General features: G+C 40.4%; 14 protein-coding genes. 9 read left to right on the top strand and 5 right to left on the bottom strand.

From position 1 onward, the window contains the following. Positions 1-45: 45 nt before the first annotated feature. From OM33_RS17400 to OM33_RS22155, 7 genes are all read left to right on the top strand, one after another. On the top strand, positions 46-1,248 hold the full coding sequence (locus tag OM33_RS17400) for a hypothetical protein (protein WP_040135460.1): 1,203 nt from the start codon (positions 46-48) through the stop codon (positions 1,246-1,248). A 454-nt stretch (positions 1,249-1,702) separates the two neighbouring features. Further along, complete coding sequence (locus tag OM33_RS17395; RefSeq protein WP_040135458.1) at positions 1,703-4,507, top strand: TonB-dependent receptor; 2,805 nt, start codon at positions 1,703-1,705, stop codon at positions 4,505-4,507. Positions 4,508-4,717: 210 nt separating this feature from the next. After that, a complete protein-coding gene (locus OM33_RS17390) occupies positions 4,718-6,043 on the top strand; it encodes a DUF5690 family protein (protein ID WP_040135456.1) in 1,326 nt (441 codons plus the stop codon). A gap of 9 nt (positions 6,044-6,052) precedes the next feature. Continuing rightward, on the top strand, positions 6,053-6,862 hold the full coding sequence (phnX, locus tag OM33_RS17385) for a phosphonoacetaldehyde hydrolase (RefSeq protein ID WP_040135454.1): 810 nt from the start codon (positions 6,053-6,055) through the stop codon (positions 6,860-6,862). Then, positions 6,862-8,277, top strand: coding sequence for an FAD-dependent oxidoreductase (locus OM33_RS17380; RefSeq protein ID WP_040135452.1), 1,416 nt, complete (start codon positions 6,862-6,864; stop codon positions 8,275-8,277). The genes phnX and OM33_RS17380 overlap by 1 nt, the downstream gene beginning before the upstream one ends. A gap of 81 nt (positions 8,278-8,358) precedes the next feature. Continuing rightward, entirely contained in the window at positions 8,359-9,045 is a 687-nt protein-coding gene (locus OM33_RS17375; protein ID WP_040135451.1) for a UTRA domain-containing protein, read from the top strand. Between the two features lie 117 nt (positions 9,046-9,162). After that, positions 9,163-10,275: a GGDEF domain-containing protein gene (locus OM33_RS22155; protein ID WP_052141135.1), complete on the top strand. Its 1,113-nt coding sequence runs from the start codon at positions 9,163-9,165 to the stop codon at positions 10,273-10,275. Between the two features lie 53 nt (positions 10,276-10,328). Here OM33_RS22155 and phnW read toward each other — a convergent pair whose 3' ends face one another. The 5 genes from phnW to OM33_RS17345 all read right to left on the bottom strand — a co-directional run bounded on the left by phnW (position 10,329) and on the right by OM33_RS17345 (position 13,006). Further along, positions 10,329-11,429, bottom strand: a complete 1,101-nt coding sequence (gene phnW, locus OM33_RS17365) for a 2-aminoethylphosphonate--pyruvate transaminase (protein ID WP_040135448.1) — start codon at positions 11,427-11,429, stop codon at positions 10,329-10,331. 110 nt (positions 11,430-11,539) lie between these two features. Further along, positions 11,540-12,010 (bottom strand): Cys-tRNA(Pro) deacylase, encoded by a 471-nt coding sequence (ybaK, locus tag OM33_RS17360; RefSeq protein ID WP_040136923.1) that lies wholly within the window; start codon positions 12,008-12,010, stop codon positions 11,540-11,542. Between the two features lie 154 nt (positions 12,011-12,164). Beyond that, complete coding sequence (locus tag OM33_RS17355) at positions 12,165-12,389, bottom strand: hypothetical protein (protein ID WP_040135446.1); 225 nt, start codon at positions 12,387-12,389, stop codon at positions 12,165-12,167. 108 nt (positions 12,390-12,497) lie between these two features. Further along, the gene (locus OM33_RS17350; RefSeq protein WP_040135444.1) at positions 12,498-12,713 is read right to left on the bottom strand and encodes an EF-hand domain-containing protein; all 216 of its coding nucleotides are present in this window, start codon (positions 12,711-12,713) and stop codon (positions 12,498-12,500) included. A 68-nt stretch (positions 12,714-12,781) separates the two neighbouring features. After that, positions 12,782-13,006: an EF-hand domain-containing protein gene (locus tag OM33_RS17345; protein ID WP_040135442.1), complete on the bottom strand. Its 225-nt coding sequence runs from the start codon at positions 13,004-13,006 to the stop codon at positions 12,782-12,784. Positions 13,007-13,352: 346 nt separating this feature from the next. Here OM33_RS17345 and OM33_RS17340 point away from each other — a divergent pair, with 346 nt between their 5' ends. After that, a complete protein-coding gene (locus OM33_RS17340; protein ID WP_040135440.1) occupies positions 13,353-14,708 on the top strand; it encodes a sensor histidine kinase in 1,356 nt (451 codons plus the stop codon). Next, on the top strand, positions 14,705-15,175 hold the full coding sequence (locus OM33_RS17335; RefSeq protein ID WP_052141133.1) for a hypothetical protein: 471 nt from the start codon (positions 14,705-14,707) through the stop codon (positions 15,173-15,175). Before OM33_RS17340 ends, OM33_RS17335 begins: the two co-directional genes overlap by 4 nt. Positions 15,176-15,181: the final 6 nt, after the last annotated feature.

Here is a 15,181-nt window from a genome sequence, read left to right as displayed (position 1 = left end):
ATTCGTTAAGATGCGAACCTCTTTAACGTTCAAAATGAGTTAGCGATGTCATTAAATCCTCTTGCAGAGCAATACGTAAAGCTAGTACTGGCAATTGGCCTTCATCACCCACACTATGTTGACGCTTACTATGGCCCAAGTGACTGGCAACCAACTATCAAAGAGCCGCTTGAAGCTATTCAACAGCAGGTTACAGAGCTTGTAGATACCTTAAAAAAAATAACACCAAGTGAAAGCGAAACACTCAGACATACATTTTTAATCAAGCAAAGTGAATCAATACTAACCTTTATCAATGTAATTTCGGGCAACGCACCAAAATTCGATGATGAGTCGCTAGCGTTATACGATGCCATTTCACCAAACAAAACAGAATCTGAGTTTGATAACGTCCTCCTAGAGCTAGAAAACTTGGTGCCAGGCGACGGTAGTTTAAGCGAACGCATGGTGGCATTTAACGCACAATTTGAAATCCCCAAAAACAAACTCGATGACGTATTTAAAGCCGCAGTAGTGCGCTCACGTGAGATTACCAAACAATTTATTCCCCTTGCTGATAATGAAAATTTTCAGCTGGAGTATGTAACAGACCAAATTTGGAGTGGCTATAACTGGTATAAAGGCGATAACTTTAGCCTGATTCAAATGAATACCGATTTTCCGATTTATATTTCACGTGCCGTCGATTTAGCTGCCCATGAAGGCTATCCCGGCCACCATGTATTTAACTCATTGATGGAAAAACACCTAGTAAACGAAAAAGGTTGGATGGAATATTGTGTTTACCCATTATTTTCCCCTATGTCACTGCTTGCTGAAGGCTCTGCTAACTATGGCATTGAAGTGGTTTTTCCAAAGCCTGAACGCATGGTATTTGAAAAAGAAGTGCTCTTCGTGCTTGCCGGTCTCGATGTCTCACAAGCTGAGCGCTATTATGAAGTACAAGCGCTAATGCAAAAACTCTCTTATGCTGACAACATGGTCGCTAAACGCTTACTTGATGGCGAAATATCAGAGCAACACGCAGTCGAGTTATTAGTTAAATACACCTTAGTGAGTAAAGCGCGTGCAACACAGCGTTTAGGGTTTATTAAAGCAAACCGCGCCTATGTGCTTAATTACAACCTTGGACAAGATATCGTTAAAGCCTACATTGAAAAACATGCCAATATGCAAGATAAGACCTCTGTTTGGCAGGTGTTTGCCGATTTACTAGCAAATCCAAGACCCGCTAGCTTGCTGGTATAGCAAATCTAATAAGGCTTTTTTGCTGTTTCACTTTGCTGTAGGCCTGTTCATAAAATTCCTAACCAGCAGTTACAACCTATATTCGTTGTAACTGCTTTATTTTATATACAATAAAATCAATATATTAAATAACCTGAGCTAGGAGTAATAAATTACTTTCTAGCAGTTACTTCTACTTATTACTGCGTTAAATTTGTTTGCAATAGACTCGCTATTGACGCACAAATTTGACTTGTTACTGTTAAAAATTATCAAGCTAGAAGGCTTAAAATAAAAAAATATATGTATTAAAAATTGTTAGTTAACTTCTTATCCCAAGTTCAGGTTAAATAAAAAACCCAGTCGATTTTCTATTTTTCACACAAGCGTAACCGATTTGTAAAAAACCCTCGTTAGACTGTTTTTCAGTTTCTGGTCTAGACCATAATAATTTTACTAACTGAGAAGCCTTAACATGAAAAATATATCGCGTATTGCCGCCAGTATACTTCTGATAACAAGCCCCCACATTCTTGCCGCAGAAGCAAAACTGACAGGCGTTGTAAAAGATCAACATGCAACACTGCCAGGTGCCATGGTGAAAGTAGTTGGTACTAATAACAGTTCCGTTACCGACTTTAATGGCCGCTTTGAACTACCTAAATTAACACCAGGTACGTATCAACTGGAAGTTAATTACATGGGTTACCAAACAAAGTTACTGAGCGTTTCTGTTAAAGATGATGAAATGAAAGTACTTGAAACCATTTTCCTCAATGCAAACAACACCAACAATGAAATTGAAGAAGTGGTTGCGATTGGTCAAATTCAACGTGGCGAAATGGCTGCAGCTAACAGCCAAAAAAATGCCAGCAATATTATCAATGTGATATCCAGTGATGGCATTGGCAAATTACCAGACCGAAATGCAGCAGAAGCAGTACAGCGTATTCCGGGTATTTCCATTGAGCGCGACCAAGGTGAAGGGCGCTTTGTTGCTGTGCGCGGTTTACCATCACAATGGAGCTCAGCATCAATTAATGGCAATCGCTTACCAGCCGCTGAAGAAGAAACCACCAGCCGCGCTACCGCATTTGATTTTTTTCCAAATGAACTTATTGAATTTGTTGAAGTATCTAAAGCCATCACACCGGATATGGAAGGTGATGCAATTGGTGGTAACGTTAATTTCATCACCAAAAAAGCCCCTGACGAATTTACCTTAAATACCAATGTTGCGCTGGGTGCAAATGAACTTGCCGAAGGCACTAACTACTCTGCGAGTGTTTTATATGGCGACCGTGTAGCCGATGACAAACTCGGTTATCTTATTAACGCCACAGCGTGGAAACGTGATTGGGCAACGGATAACTTTGAACCTCGTCGCGGGAATGATGGTATTGGTATTCGTCGTTTAGAGCTTCGAGACTACACGGGCACACGCGAAACCTACGGTTTAAATGGATCTTTAGAGTACACCTTAGATCAGGGTAAAGTCAGTGCAAGCGCAATGTACGGTACCTTAATCGACGATGAAACCCATTACAAACATCGTATGCGTTTTGACAAAGACCGCGTTGAAGTGCAGCACATTCGCAATGAACTTATCACTGAAATGCGTGGCGGTGAGCTTGCTGGTGAACATTATTTTGGTTTTGATAAAACACTTTCTTGGTCACTGTCGAGTTACGAAAATGAATTCCGCTACGGCGATATGCCAAATGGTGAAGACAACAGTTACTTTGTTGTGCGTTTTGACCAAAAGAACGTTGGCTATGTTGGCCTTGAAGACCGTGGCACAGGTAAAAACTATGCCTACAACGAAGTGGACGGCGGCAGTGACCCATGGAATGCCATCAGTAACCACTTGCCAAATGGCTTTCAAATGTCACCGAGCGATACCAAGCTTGCATGGGTAGAGCTCTACAAGGTATTCGTTAATGAAAAAGACAAAATCGTTTTCAGCAGTGATTTTGACTGGCAACTAGATAACAGCTTATTACTTAAATTCGGTGTGAAGTACCGTGATAAAGAGCGCGTTGCCGAATTTGCTGATGAATTTTACGCATGGGATAGTGAGAACTATGGCGATGCGCCTACCCTTGCTGACTTTGCGTTAAGCGACCAACCTGGTCGAAATGACTATTTAAACGAACTCAGCATTGATTACGCAAACCAGTTCTCTCAAGTGGCTTCTACGGATGCGTTAGCTCAGTTTTGGACACAAAACCGCAATAAATTTAAGCTCGATGCCGGTGAATCAGCGCTTATTTCAAACGGTGGCGCCCTTGGCCGTAATTTTGATGTAAACGAGCAACATGCCAGTATTTACGCTATGGCAACTTGGCAAGCAAATGAACAAATCGAAATACTTGGTGGCCTGCGTTTAACTAAAACCGATACCGAAGTATCGGGCTTTACCTATCTTGCCGATCAAGACAAAGTGGTTGAAAGTAAAGCCGAGAATGATTATCTCTCTGTGCTGCCATCGCTCCATATCACTTATAAAATGAGTGATATGACCAATTGGCGTTTAGCACTTACGCGCACCTTTGCCCGTCCGGATTTTGGCTCATTATCGCCAGGTGCAACTTACCTAGAAGCAGATAACCAACTGTTTTCAGGTAACCCAGAACTGGATCCAACCTATTCAAACAACATTGATGTCATGTTTGAGCATTACTTTGACCGCCTTGGTTTAGTGTCAGCTGGTGTGTTCTATAAAGATATTGAAGATCCTATTTTCCAAAGCAGTTCCATTGGCAGTTACAACGGCCGTGAAGGCGTTAATTTAATTCGCCCAGAAAATGGCGACAACGCATCGTTAGTGGGATTAGAACTTGCGTTTAATCGTGATTTTGGCTTTATCGCACCAAGCCTTGAGAACTTTGGGGTAATGGCAAATGCGACTTTTATGGATTCAGAAATGACCATCCCGGAGCGCGATGACGTTGTTAGCATCCCTCGCCAAGCCGATGAATTATTTAACATTACCCTTTACTACGATAACACCTTCTTTGCTGCGCGTTTAGCTGTGAACCACAAAGGCGAATACATTGAAGAGCACGGCAGTGATAAACAAAGCGACAGTTACTACGGTGACTATACCAGCGTTGATTTCACTACCTCGTATCAAATTAATGACGATGCCATGGTTTACCTTGAGCTTAATAACTTAACGAACGAACCCTTAATGTATTACCAAGGTCAGCAAGGTCGTCCACTGCAAGTTGAATATTACGGTATTCGCGGCATGCTCGGCCTTAATTATCGTTTCTAACGAATGTTCTAACGAACGTTTTTAACGCGAATAGGGGTAAGGGTGCATCACAGTGCAAACTTAACCCCTTTGGTTACACATTAAGTTCACAAAACACTATCACAATGGGTTCCCGAATAAATTGCCCTAAATTAACACTGATTTGTTGATAGTACCGAGGTTGCAAAGCACCTGCTTTGCACCCTTTTTCAAACGCAGTCGAGACGTATTATGTTGTTTAAAAATGCTAACTGGTTACAAAAGACACAAGGCCCCGCGTTCGTATTATTCGCAGCCTCCGCTGCCTTTATGACTTATTTTTGTATGTACGCATTTCGAAAGCCATTTGCTGCATCAAGCTATCTTGCATTTGAGCAAGAAAACTGGCTTGTAAGCTTTAAAGTGGCGCTGGTATTAAGCCAAGTATTTGGTTACATGCTGGCAAAATTTATCGGCGTAAAAGTGATTTCCGAAATGCACTCTAATCAGCGAGCCAAAGCCATAATTTTAATGATCTTAGGCGCAGAGCTCTCGCTGGTGTTATTTGCACTATTGCCAATTGGCCTTAACATTATTTGCCTATTTTTTAATGGCTTATCGCTTGGCATGATTTGGGGGGTCGTATTTAGTTATTTAGAAGGCAGACGCACCACCGAAATCCTCGGTGCTATTTTAAGCATCACCTTTATTTTATCATCCGGTGTTGTGAAAACCGTTGGCCGCTTTATTACCAACAACTTAGGTGTTTCTGAGCTATGGATGCCTGCCCTAACTGGCCTACTCTTTTTACCCTTATTGCTGCTCAGTGTTGTGTGTTTAAACGCCATTCCAAAACCTGATCAAAGCGATATTGCTGCAAGACAAAAACGCACTCCAATGGATGGCAAAGCACGGTTTAACTTCTTTAAACAATATTGGTTTGGTATTACAGCGCTCGTTTTAAGCTTTTTACTTTTCACAGGCTTTCGAGACTTTTTAGATAATTTTCAAGCAGAACTCTGGATGGCGTTAGGTTATGGTGAAGAGCCAACCATTTTTGCTTACGCAGGCATTCGCATTTCATTTATCGTGCTGATTGCCCTTGCCATGATGGTACTGATTAAAAATAACAAAACCGCGTTTTTAGTTAATCATGGTTTTATCTTATTTGGCACATTGTTACTCGGTGCGAGTACCTATGGCTTTGAAGTAGGCATCTTAGATGCCAAAGCATGGATGGTGTTACTTGGCGCTGGGCTTTATATCGCGTATATCCCCTACAACTGCTTTTTATTCGACCGCATGATTGCCTCAGTAGGCGGTGTTGCCAATGTGGGTTTTCTACTCTATTTAGCTGATTCAGCTGGGTATATCGGTTCTGTCAGTATTTTGCTGTATCGCACCTTTTCCGAGCCAGAGTTGTCATGGCTGAGCTACTTTATTGCTACCAGTTACTGGATCTGTGCGGTTGCAAGCGTATTGGTCATCAGTTCACTTTGCTACTTCAGCATAATTTTATCTAACAAATACACCTCTAAACGAGCACTTAATGCTAAGTCGCTCGCACCAACTCATTAAGGATTATTTATGAAACAAGTAGAAGCGCTTATTCTCGACTGGGCTGGCACCGTTGTTGACTATGGCTCAATTGCACCCACTACCATCTTTGTTGAAGCGTTTAAATCGGCTTATGATTTTGACATCACGCTCGAAGAAGCACGAATTCCAATGGGCATGGGTAAATGGGATCATATCGAATCACTTGGCAAGCTCGACAGTGTTAATCGCCGTTGGTGCGAACAGTTTGGTTCGGCAATGACCACCGAGCAAATTGACCATATTTACCAAACCTTTATGCCGCTGCAAAAAGCCAAAGTTGCAGAACGTTCAGCACCTATCGAAGGGGTGCTACCCGTGATACAACGCTTACAAGCAAAAGGAGTTAAAATCGGCAGCTGTTCAGGCTACCCGCGCGAAGTGATGACCGAACTTGAAATTGCCGCAGCTGAGCACGGCTATCGCCCAGATTACTGTGTGGCAAGTGACGAGTTAACAGCGGGCTCTCGCCCCGGTCCTTGGATGGCATTGGAAAATGTTAACAAACTGGCAATCAATTCTGTCAATCACTGTGTAAAAGTTGATGACTCAGTTCCAGGTATTTTGGAAGGGTTGAATGCGGGTATGTGGACAGTGGGGGTGGCACTGACGGGCAATGCTGTGGGCAAAAGTGAAGAAGAGTGGCAAGCATTATCAGCAAGTGAGCAAAGCAATTTAACACGCGAAGCATATGCACAATTATCAAGTGCAGGTGCTCATTTCGTAATTAATAGCTTAGCCGATATTGAACCGGTTCTTTTTGAAATTAATGCACGCTTAGCAAGAGGCGAACGCCCTTAATGACGTATCAACCCTTTTGGTTTGATCAAGCAATGGCTGAAGAAACAACTTCTGTTTCTTCAGCCAGTATTGATGAAAACCCTTATAACATTGCAATTATTGGTGGCGGATTTACCGGACTTTGGACGGCAATCACCATAAAACAACGCGCGCCAAAAACGCGTATTGTGATCCTTGAAAAAGATTTATGTGGCCAAGGGGCTTCTGGTCGCAATGGCGGCGCCATGCTGACGTGGTCAACCAAGTATTTAAGTTTGAAAAAACGCTTTGGTGAGTCACAAGCCAAGTGGCTAGTGCAACAATCTGAAAACGCAGTTCATGCAATATCCCAATTTGCAAAAGAACATAATATTGACTGTGATTTACGTGTTGATGGCTGTTATATCAGCGCGTCTAATGCCGCGCAACAAGGTGTGCTTGCACCCTGTCTTAATGCCCTTGACGCGGTTTCGCTTAATCAATGGCAAATGGTAAATAAAGAGCAGCTTAAACACACTGGCTCAGGTCAGAATCAACACGCGGTCTTTTCACCTCATGCTGGCAGCGTGCAACCTGCTAAGCTTGTTCGCGGACTACGCCGTGTTGCCATTGAAATGGGCATAGTGATAAGTGAATCTACCCGTTATGTTTCCTATACAAAGGAAAACGCACCACAAAACGAGACTATTAACGTTTGTTATAGCGATAAAAGCCAGTCAATAAAAACCCTTAAAACTGAAAAATTATTATTTGCCGTCAATGCCTGGTTACCAGAGTTAATGCCGCAATTTTCGCGCAATGTTGTGTTGGTATCATCCGATATGGTGATTACTAAACCGATGCCTGAAAGGTTAAAAGCACTTCACCTTAACCATGGTGCAGCAGTTATCGATTCGCGTATCTTTGTGAATTATTACCGCACAACAATTGACGGCCGTTTAATGCTCGGTAAAGGCGGTAACTATTTTAGTTTTGCCAATCAGATGAGTGATAAATTCAACGCACCCAGCCAATATCAAGCTGAGCTACAACACTCACTTAATTATTTCTTTGGCGATCATGGCTTTGAAATTGACCGTTCTTGGACAGGCCCATCGGATCGCAGTGTAAGCGGCTTTCCATTTTTTCAAGAAACCGATAAAAATGTGGTGGTTGCAGCGGGTTACTCGGGTAATGGTGTGGTGCAATCCTATTTAGGCGGTCAAATTCTCGCGTCTATGCTATTAAATACGCACGATGAATGGCAAAAGTGTGGCCTTGTAAACCAAAAGCTTGAACGTTTTCCCATCGAGCCTTTTCGCACACTTGGCGCTTATGTCATTCGCAACGGCATCAGGCGAAAAGAGCGCGCGGAGGATAACAATGTAGCACCATCTAAACTCGATAATTACTTAGCTAAGCTTTCCGGTGCTGCTGCAAAAGCAGATACAAATTAACGTGCGATTCATACGCTTGACATATTTCTTAGGCCTAATAGCATAGGCCTCGTTTTCTGCAGATTTTAAAAGCCGCTTTCTATGTTGCTATATCAAAAAATACAAAAGTATATTCAAACACATATCGCCAATGGTGAACTTGCTATTGGTGATAAACTGCCATCTGAGCGCGCACTGCAAGAACACTTTAATTCTACTCGTATTACTGTGCGTGAAGCATTAAACCGCCTCGAAGCTGAAGGCTTAATTTACAGCCAAAAACGTCGTGGCTGGTTTGTTACACCCAATAAACTTAAGTGGCGACCTGCTACTAAGGTTAATTTTTATCAACTAGCGCAAGAGCAAGGCTTTACGCCAAACACCCATGTATTGAGTATCGAGAAACAAGAAAATGTGTCGCTTAACCAGCACTTTAGTGGGGATACGTTATATAAAATCGAGCGTGTTCGCAGTCTTGATGGCCGACCCATTATGTTTGAGCAGATTAACTGCGATGCCAGCCGTTTTGATGATTTAGAATCACAACCGCTCAATGGCTCAATCACCACGATTATGACCTCTCATTATCATGTGGATATTAACAACGAAGAATGCGTAATAAGTGTTACCGTTCTGCCCGATGATGTTGCCAAAAGCCTTGAAAAAAATAGTGGCGCGCCGTGTTTAAAAGTGATTCGTCAGCGTTTTGAATCAAGTGGTATTTTAATCGATTACAACATTGAATACTGGCTGCATGATGCCATTGAAATGATAGTGATTGGCCAATAAAAACTAACGCGTAGGGCTGAGGTTTCTTATATTTTTCTTTAAATTCTAAGCGCTAACATTTTAACTATGCTGGATTTTTACTAAACTCAGAGCATTAATTGTACAGCGGCAGAATGAATGAGCATTAGTTACCAAGAAGCAGTGGGTGTGAGTACCACTATAGAGATCATCGCCTGTATTTTCGCGCTATTTATTTTACGCTCGGTGATGAAAGACAACAAAGAAACCCCCTATCTTTTTGGCTACTTTATTAGCTCTTTGTTGTTTTTTTATTTTTTAAATGAGCCCCCTTTTGAAATAATAAATACAGGTTGGTACTTAGAGGACATATTTGGCACGATAACGTCTGTACTTTTTGGCCTAACCATCTGCAAGAAAAGCGGTAATCACATTCTTAGCCGCCTTCTGATTGCTTCTTTTATCCTGTTTACATGTGCACTGATGTTTAATGAAAGTCATGTCTTTTATACCATGTCGTTTTCGGCTTTTTGTCTTTGTATTTCACTGATAAGCTTAGTAAGAGCGGAAAATCCCAACCAGGCAGATAAAGGGTTAGCAATCTTTCTAGGGATATCGCTGATAGTGATATTTTATGAGCTCTATAATCTTCCCAGTGGTATTAGTCGCCGCGAATATTTTGAAACAGACTTTTACTACCCTCTTGTATATTTTTCATCACTTATTTTGGTACTTACGGTGTTTATCTTCACCAGCCAACTGATCAACCTCACATTAAAATATAAAGCCTTAGCAACACAAGACGCGCTTACCGGTTTATACAATCGCACAGCTGTTTACAATCTTGTTAATAATCAATTGGCATTAGCCAAGCGTAATAAGCAAATGTGCTCGGTGGTAATGTTAGATATTGATCACTTTAAAAAAGTGAATGATCAACATGGGCATCAACAAGGAGATGATGCAATTAAGCTTGTGGCACAGCAAATACAACACTGCACACGTGAATACGACATTAGTTGCCGTTATGGCGGTGAAGAGTTTTTTATTTTTTTAACCAATACTGACAGTAACGCTGCCTTTCAAATCGCGGAACGCATTCGTCAAGCGGTAACCGAACAGTCAAAAGATAAACTTTATGGACCATTAACCATTAGTGTGGGGTTAACTCAATTTCAAGAAGCTAATTCTTTAGATGACAATATCGATATCGCTGATAAAGCACTTTATGCCTCAAAGCAAGCAGGACGCAATCAAACGACCGTGAGCTAACACTCAAAAGGTAATAGTGTTTGGCTATTACCTTTTACCTAATGAAGCATTTTTTATGCTTCTAACCAAAACCGGCTGCGCTCTATTGCGCTAAGTAGTCGCTCAATATCATTTGGGTAAATCTCGCCAATATTACCAATACGAAAACAATCAGCATCAGATACTTTCCCTGGATAAATAACAAACCCTTGCTCTTTTAATGCACTGTAAAACAAAGCAAAATTGTATTTATTACTGGTTGGTGAATAGAACGAGGTGATAATCGGCGAATGCAGCTCTTTCGCTAGCAAGGTCTCAAATCCAAGTGTGTGCATACCATCAACTAAACGCTGTTGATTTGTTTTGTAACGGTTATAGCGCGCTTTAACACCGCCTTCCTCTTCAAGTTCCAAAAGCGCTTGATAGAAAGCTCTTACTACATGGGTCGGTGAGGTGAAACGCCACTTTCCATTGTGCTCTTCCATGGTTTTCCACTGCGCGTGCAAATCTAAGCTAAGTGAACGTGCAATACCTTGGCACTTTTCAATAATTGTCTTTTTAACAATCACAAAACCAAAACCCGGTACACCTTGAATACATTTATTGGCAGAGCTGATAAGCACATCTATGTGAAGTTCAGCCATATTCAACTCAATACCACCAAAGCTGCTCATAGCATCTAATATAAAGGTTTTATGGTACTTTTTAGCAAGCGCGCCCATTTCTGCAACCGGGTTAAGCATGCCCGTGGTGGTTTCGCAGTGCACCATTGCAATATGAGTAATATCACTGTGCGCTTGTAACTGCTCTTCAACCTCTGCCATGTTTGGCAGCTGAGTTTCATTTAAATTAAGTACTATGGCATTGATATTTAGATAATTAGCAATTTCAGCGATACGCTTACCATAAGCACCATTGTTAATAATGAGCAGTTTATCGGTGTTTTTAATTAAACTGCCAAGTGCTGACTCAACGCTTGCTGTACCACTTCCTTGCATTAAAACACTCGTAAAATCATCAGTATTACTTGCAAGTGCAGTGAGTTTAGCGCGGATCGCCTGCACAATCTCAATGTTATAGTCGTCATCCCAAGTGCACCAGTCCTTTAGCATAGCCTGTTTAACTGCCTCACTGGTTGAAAGTGGGCCCGGCGTCAATAACAAGTATTCATTCATTTCTAAAATTCCAATCTGGTATAGTCCAGATTATTTAAACATAAAAAGTCTGTGGAAATATGAAAGTTCAATGACAAATAACAGCGGATATTATGGAAATGGCGGCGCGTTTATTCAGCCCTAAGCGATGTAAATAGGCCCTTTGTGAGTGTAATTAGATCACTTGGAGCGAGCTCAATTTCTAAGCCCCGGCGGCCGGCGCTCACATAAATAGTGGCTTGTTCTTTAGCTGAGTCATCAAGCAAGGTTTTAAGTCGTTTTTTTTGACCCAGGGGGCTAACGCCGCCAAGTATATAGCCTGTTGAGCGTTCAACATCGAGCGGATCAGCCATTTTTGCTTTTTTTGCTTTACTCGCCTTCGCCACAGCTTTCAAATTAAGCTTTTTATCAACGGGGATAATCGCTACAACCAACTCACCAGTGTCTAAACTAGCAACCAACGTTTTAAAGACTGATGCCGCAGATATGCCGAGCTTCTCACTCGCTTCTAAACCAAATGAAGCTACACTGCTGTCATGTTCGTATTGATGAACAGAAAACATTATTTTAGCTTTTTCAGCTGTTTTAATTGCTGGCGTCATAGTATTTGCTTCTAAAAACTGGGTAAGCAACAGCTTACCTAAACACATTCAAAAGAAAACTATTTTTAAAACAAAGATAGAAATAGTGCAGCCATAAAAATATTCATGTCCAACAAAAAATAGTTCAGGCCGCACTAGGGAGGGTTGATTCTTTTTATCCTGTGAAATAAGCAAACTCGCTGGCACTTAAGTCGCCACTGCTATCAAGGTCTAAATTGGTAAATTGTTCGTATAATGTATGATTTAATTTAGCCTCGAGCAAACTTATCGAGCCATTGCTGTCTTTATCAAACCATGCGAATTCGTGGTCAGCGGCAGCTTTAACTGAGGCAAATAACATAATATAGATGGAAATAGCGAGCACAAACGCCTTTTTCATTTCACTTACAACTCTTTTATTTCAAAAAAGTCGGACTCACTCGGCATACTGATTACAAGGAGTAAAAGCGAGCCCGACTGTAAAACGGATATCCAGGAAGCTTTTGGTTTAAGATGCTTTAAAGTTAGCAAACTCCTCTTTGCTTAATTCACCATCACTGTTTTTATCTAACTCTTTGAATTGGTGAACGAGAGACACATTTTGCATCGCTTCTTCTTTGGTGATCGTGCCACTGTTATCAACATCTAAGGTTGCAAAATCATCTGCTGCAACAACTGAGAATGAACTGGCAACAATCATTGCTGACATAACTAATTTTTTCATTTTAATTTCCTTTCATCTTTAGTTTTGGGTATTTAATTGGAAAGTAGCGCACTTCCCCATTGTTAAATTTATTCGCCTTTAAAGGCTGTAAACTCTTCTTTGCTTAATTTTGCGTCTTCGTTAACGTCTAGTGCGTCGAATGCTGCTGACAACATGCTATTCACACCTGCTTCAACTTCAGAAATGTAACCATCATTGTTTGAATCTAATTCGCTAAAAAGTGAGCTTGCTTGAGTGTTAAATGCAGCAACACCAAGTACCGCTGTTAAATATGCAATTGCTCTAATTTGCATAGGTATTTCCCCCTAAATTGGAAACCAGTTAATTTTTGCTTAAAACAAAATACATTTGATAAGCTTATTCGTGTTGTATGCTTTCGCACTGACACTAGGCATATTCCAACTTTGGTGCCAACTTTTTAAATAGCCATAAAAACAATGAGTTATATAAAGATTTTGGTAAGAAGAGTAAAAAACATGGAAAAATCTGTTGCCAAATAGCAACACATTGACCCCCTTTTAAATAAAACACAATAATATCAAAGATTTAAATTGTTGCCATTTTGCAACAAGGTAATTTGATAGTGCATTTTCAATCTAACAACATGTTCATTTAGTGGACATTAATTAAGGTTTTTTAGTGAAACGATTTTTTTCTCAGTCATTACAAAAACAAGCACTTGTCGCCATGCTGGTAGGTGTATTACCCATTGTGTTGTTAACCTTATGGTATGCACAAAGCATTTCTTACCATCAGCAAGAAACCCTCTTGGTATATGATGAAAATCAAGAACTTATGTTAGAGTTTAATGCTGTAAAAGAAGCTGTCAGTGACATAGAAAAAGCGCTTAGAAATAATCAGCTTTTAGAAAGTGAACAGCTTCAAAAAAGCATTGAGCAAAAATGGCAAAATACACTTACACGCATCAAAATTTTAAAATCTAAACTGGCAGGAACAGATTTTGTTGCAAAATGGCAACAAACACTAATTAATAACATCGAAAGCGCTGATGAATTTGCCAAACTAGTCTCTCAATTAAACCAATTTGATGCGCTCTTTGATCGCAACCTTGACGATCGACTGGCTGAAAAAAACAGCCAATTTAAAGCATTACAAACTGAGTTTTTAATTGGTTTAGTATTTTTACTTCCCATACTAGTGATTATAAGTTCGTTTTTAATTTTTAGAATTTGCCGCCAATTAAACCAAGTCGAAACTGTTTTATCAGACGTTGGGCGGGGAAAACTTGAAACGCCAATTCATTTAACGGGCAGTTATGAGCTACAACAGCTTGGCACAAAGCTGGACTGGCTAAGATTAGAATTAAAACGTGTGCAACAACAAAAAGAAACATTTTTGCGCCATGTTACACATGAATTAAAAACCCCTCTCGCGTCAATTAATGAAGGCAGTAGTTTATTAAACAGCCGGCTATTGGGAGATATCACCCAGAAGCAAAGCCGTATTTTAACCATAATGGAACAGTCAGTGGGGAAATTATCTCGCATGATCGACGACCTGCTTAATTACAGTGCGGCCAGTCACCCAGAAAGCTTACAACAATTAACACAACTGACAACGTTAGAAGAAGAAATTAATCGTCATTTAAGTGATACCATTGAACACCACCATGTAGATGTGTACTGGCATATAAATACATCGAGTACAGTGCCTTATTTGCCATGCAAACTAATACTGACCCAATTGATTAGCAATGCAATAATTCATGCAAGCCACAGCGTAAATGTTTACATTACTCAAAATAACAATACCATTGAGTTAAATGTTATAGATGACGGTGCAGGTATTGAGCCCGACGATGCGCATTTATTATTTCAACCGTTTTATCAAAGTAAACATAGCAAGAATGCGCTCGGTTCAGGCCTTGGTTTAGCGATTGTTTCTGAGTGTGTAAAACAGTTGCAAGGCGATATAAAATGGCTAGAAAACGATCCAGGCGCAAATATTTTAATCACTTTTCCGCGACAATTATGATCATTAAAAGAATAGTATTATTAAGTTTAATTACTGTTGCATCGGCATGTTCCCTAACGCCAACTCAACAGCAACCAACAACACAACAAGTAAGCCAACAACCCATTACGCAAATCATGTTGGCTTTTTTAAGTATTTGCGAAAATGAGACTGCTAAACCACATATTGAAAATCAGCAACTTGAGGGGTTTATTAGGGAATTTTGTGCTACTGACTCGACTAATAAACAACTCAAACTAATTAGTGAAATTGAGACGACATCAAATTGGCCCAATGACTACAACACTTGGTATGCTTCGCTAACTTGGCATACAAAAAATTTACGTGAGCAAAAAATCACTAATTTTTATTCCGATTCAAAAGCACAAAAGCACGAACAGCAACTATTAGAATTACAAAAGCAATTAATTGAATTAAAACAAAAACTTGTAGATATTGAAAAGCAGCGGCTGGAAAGCTCTCTGTAAAGGAAC

This window comes from Pseudoalteromonas piratica (genome assembly GCF_000788395.1).
In the GTDB taxonomy this organism is placed as follows: Bacteria; Pseudomonadota; Gammaproteobacteria; order Enterobacterales; family Alteromonadaceae; genus Pseudoalteromonas; species Pseudoalteromonas piratica.
This window is presented reverse-complemented; position numbering and strand designations above follow the sequence as displayed.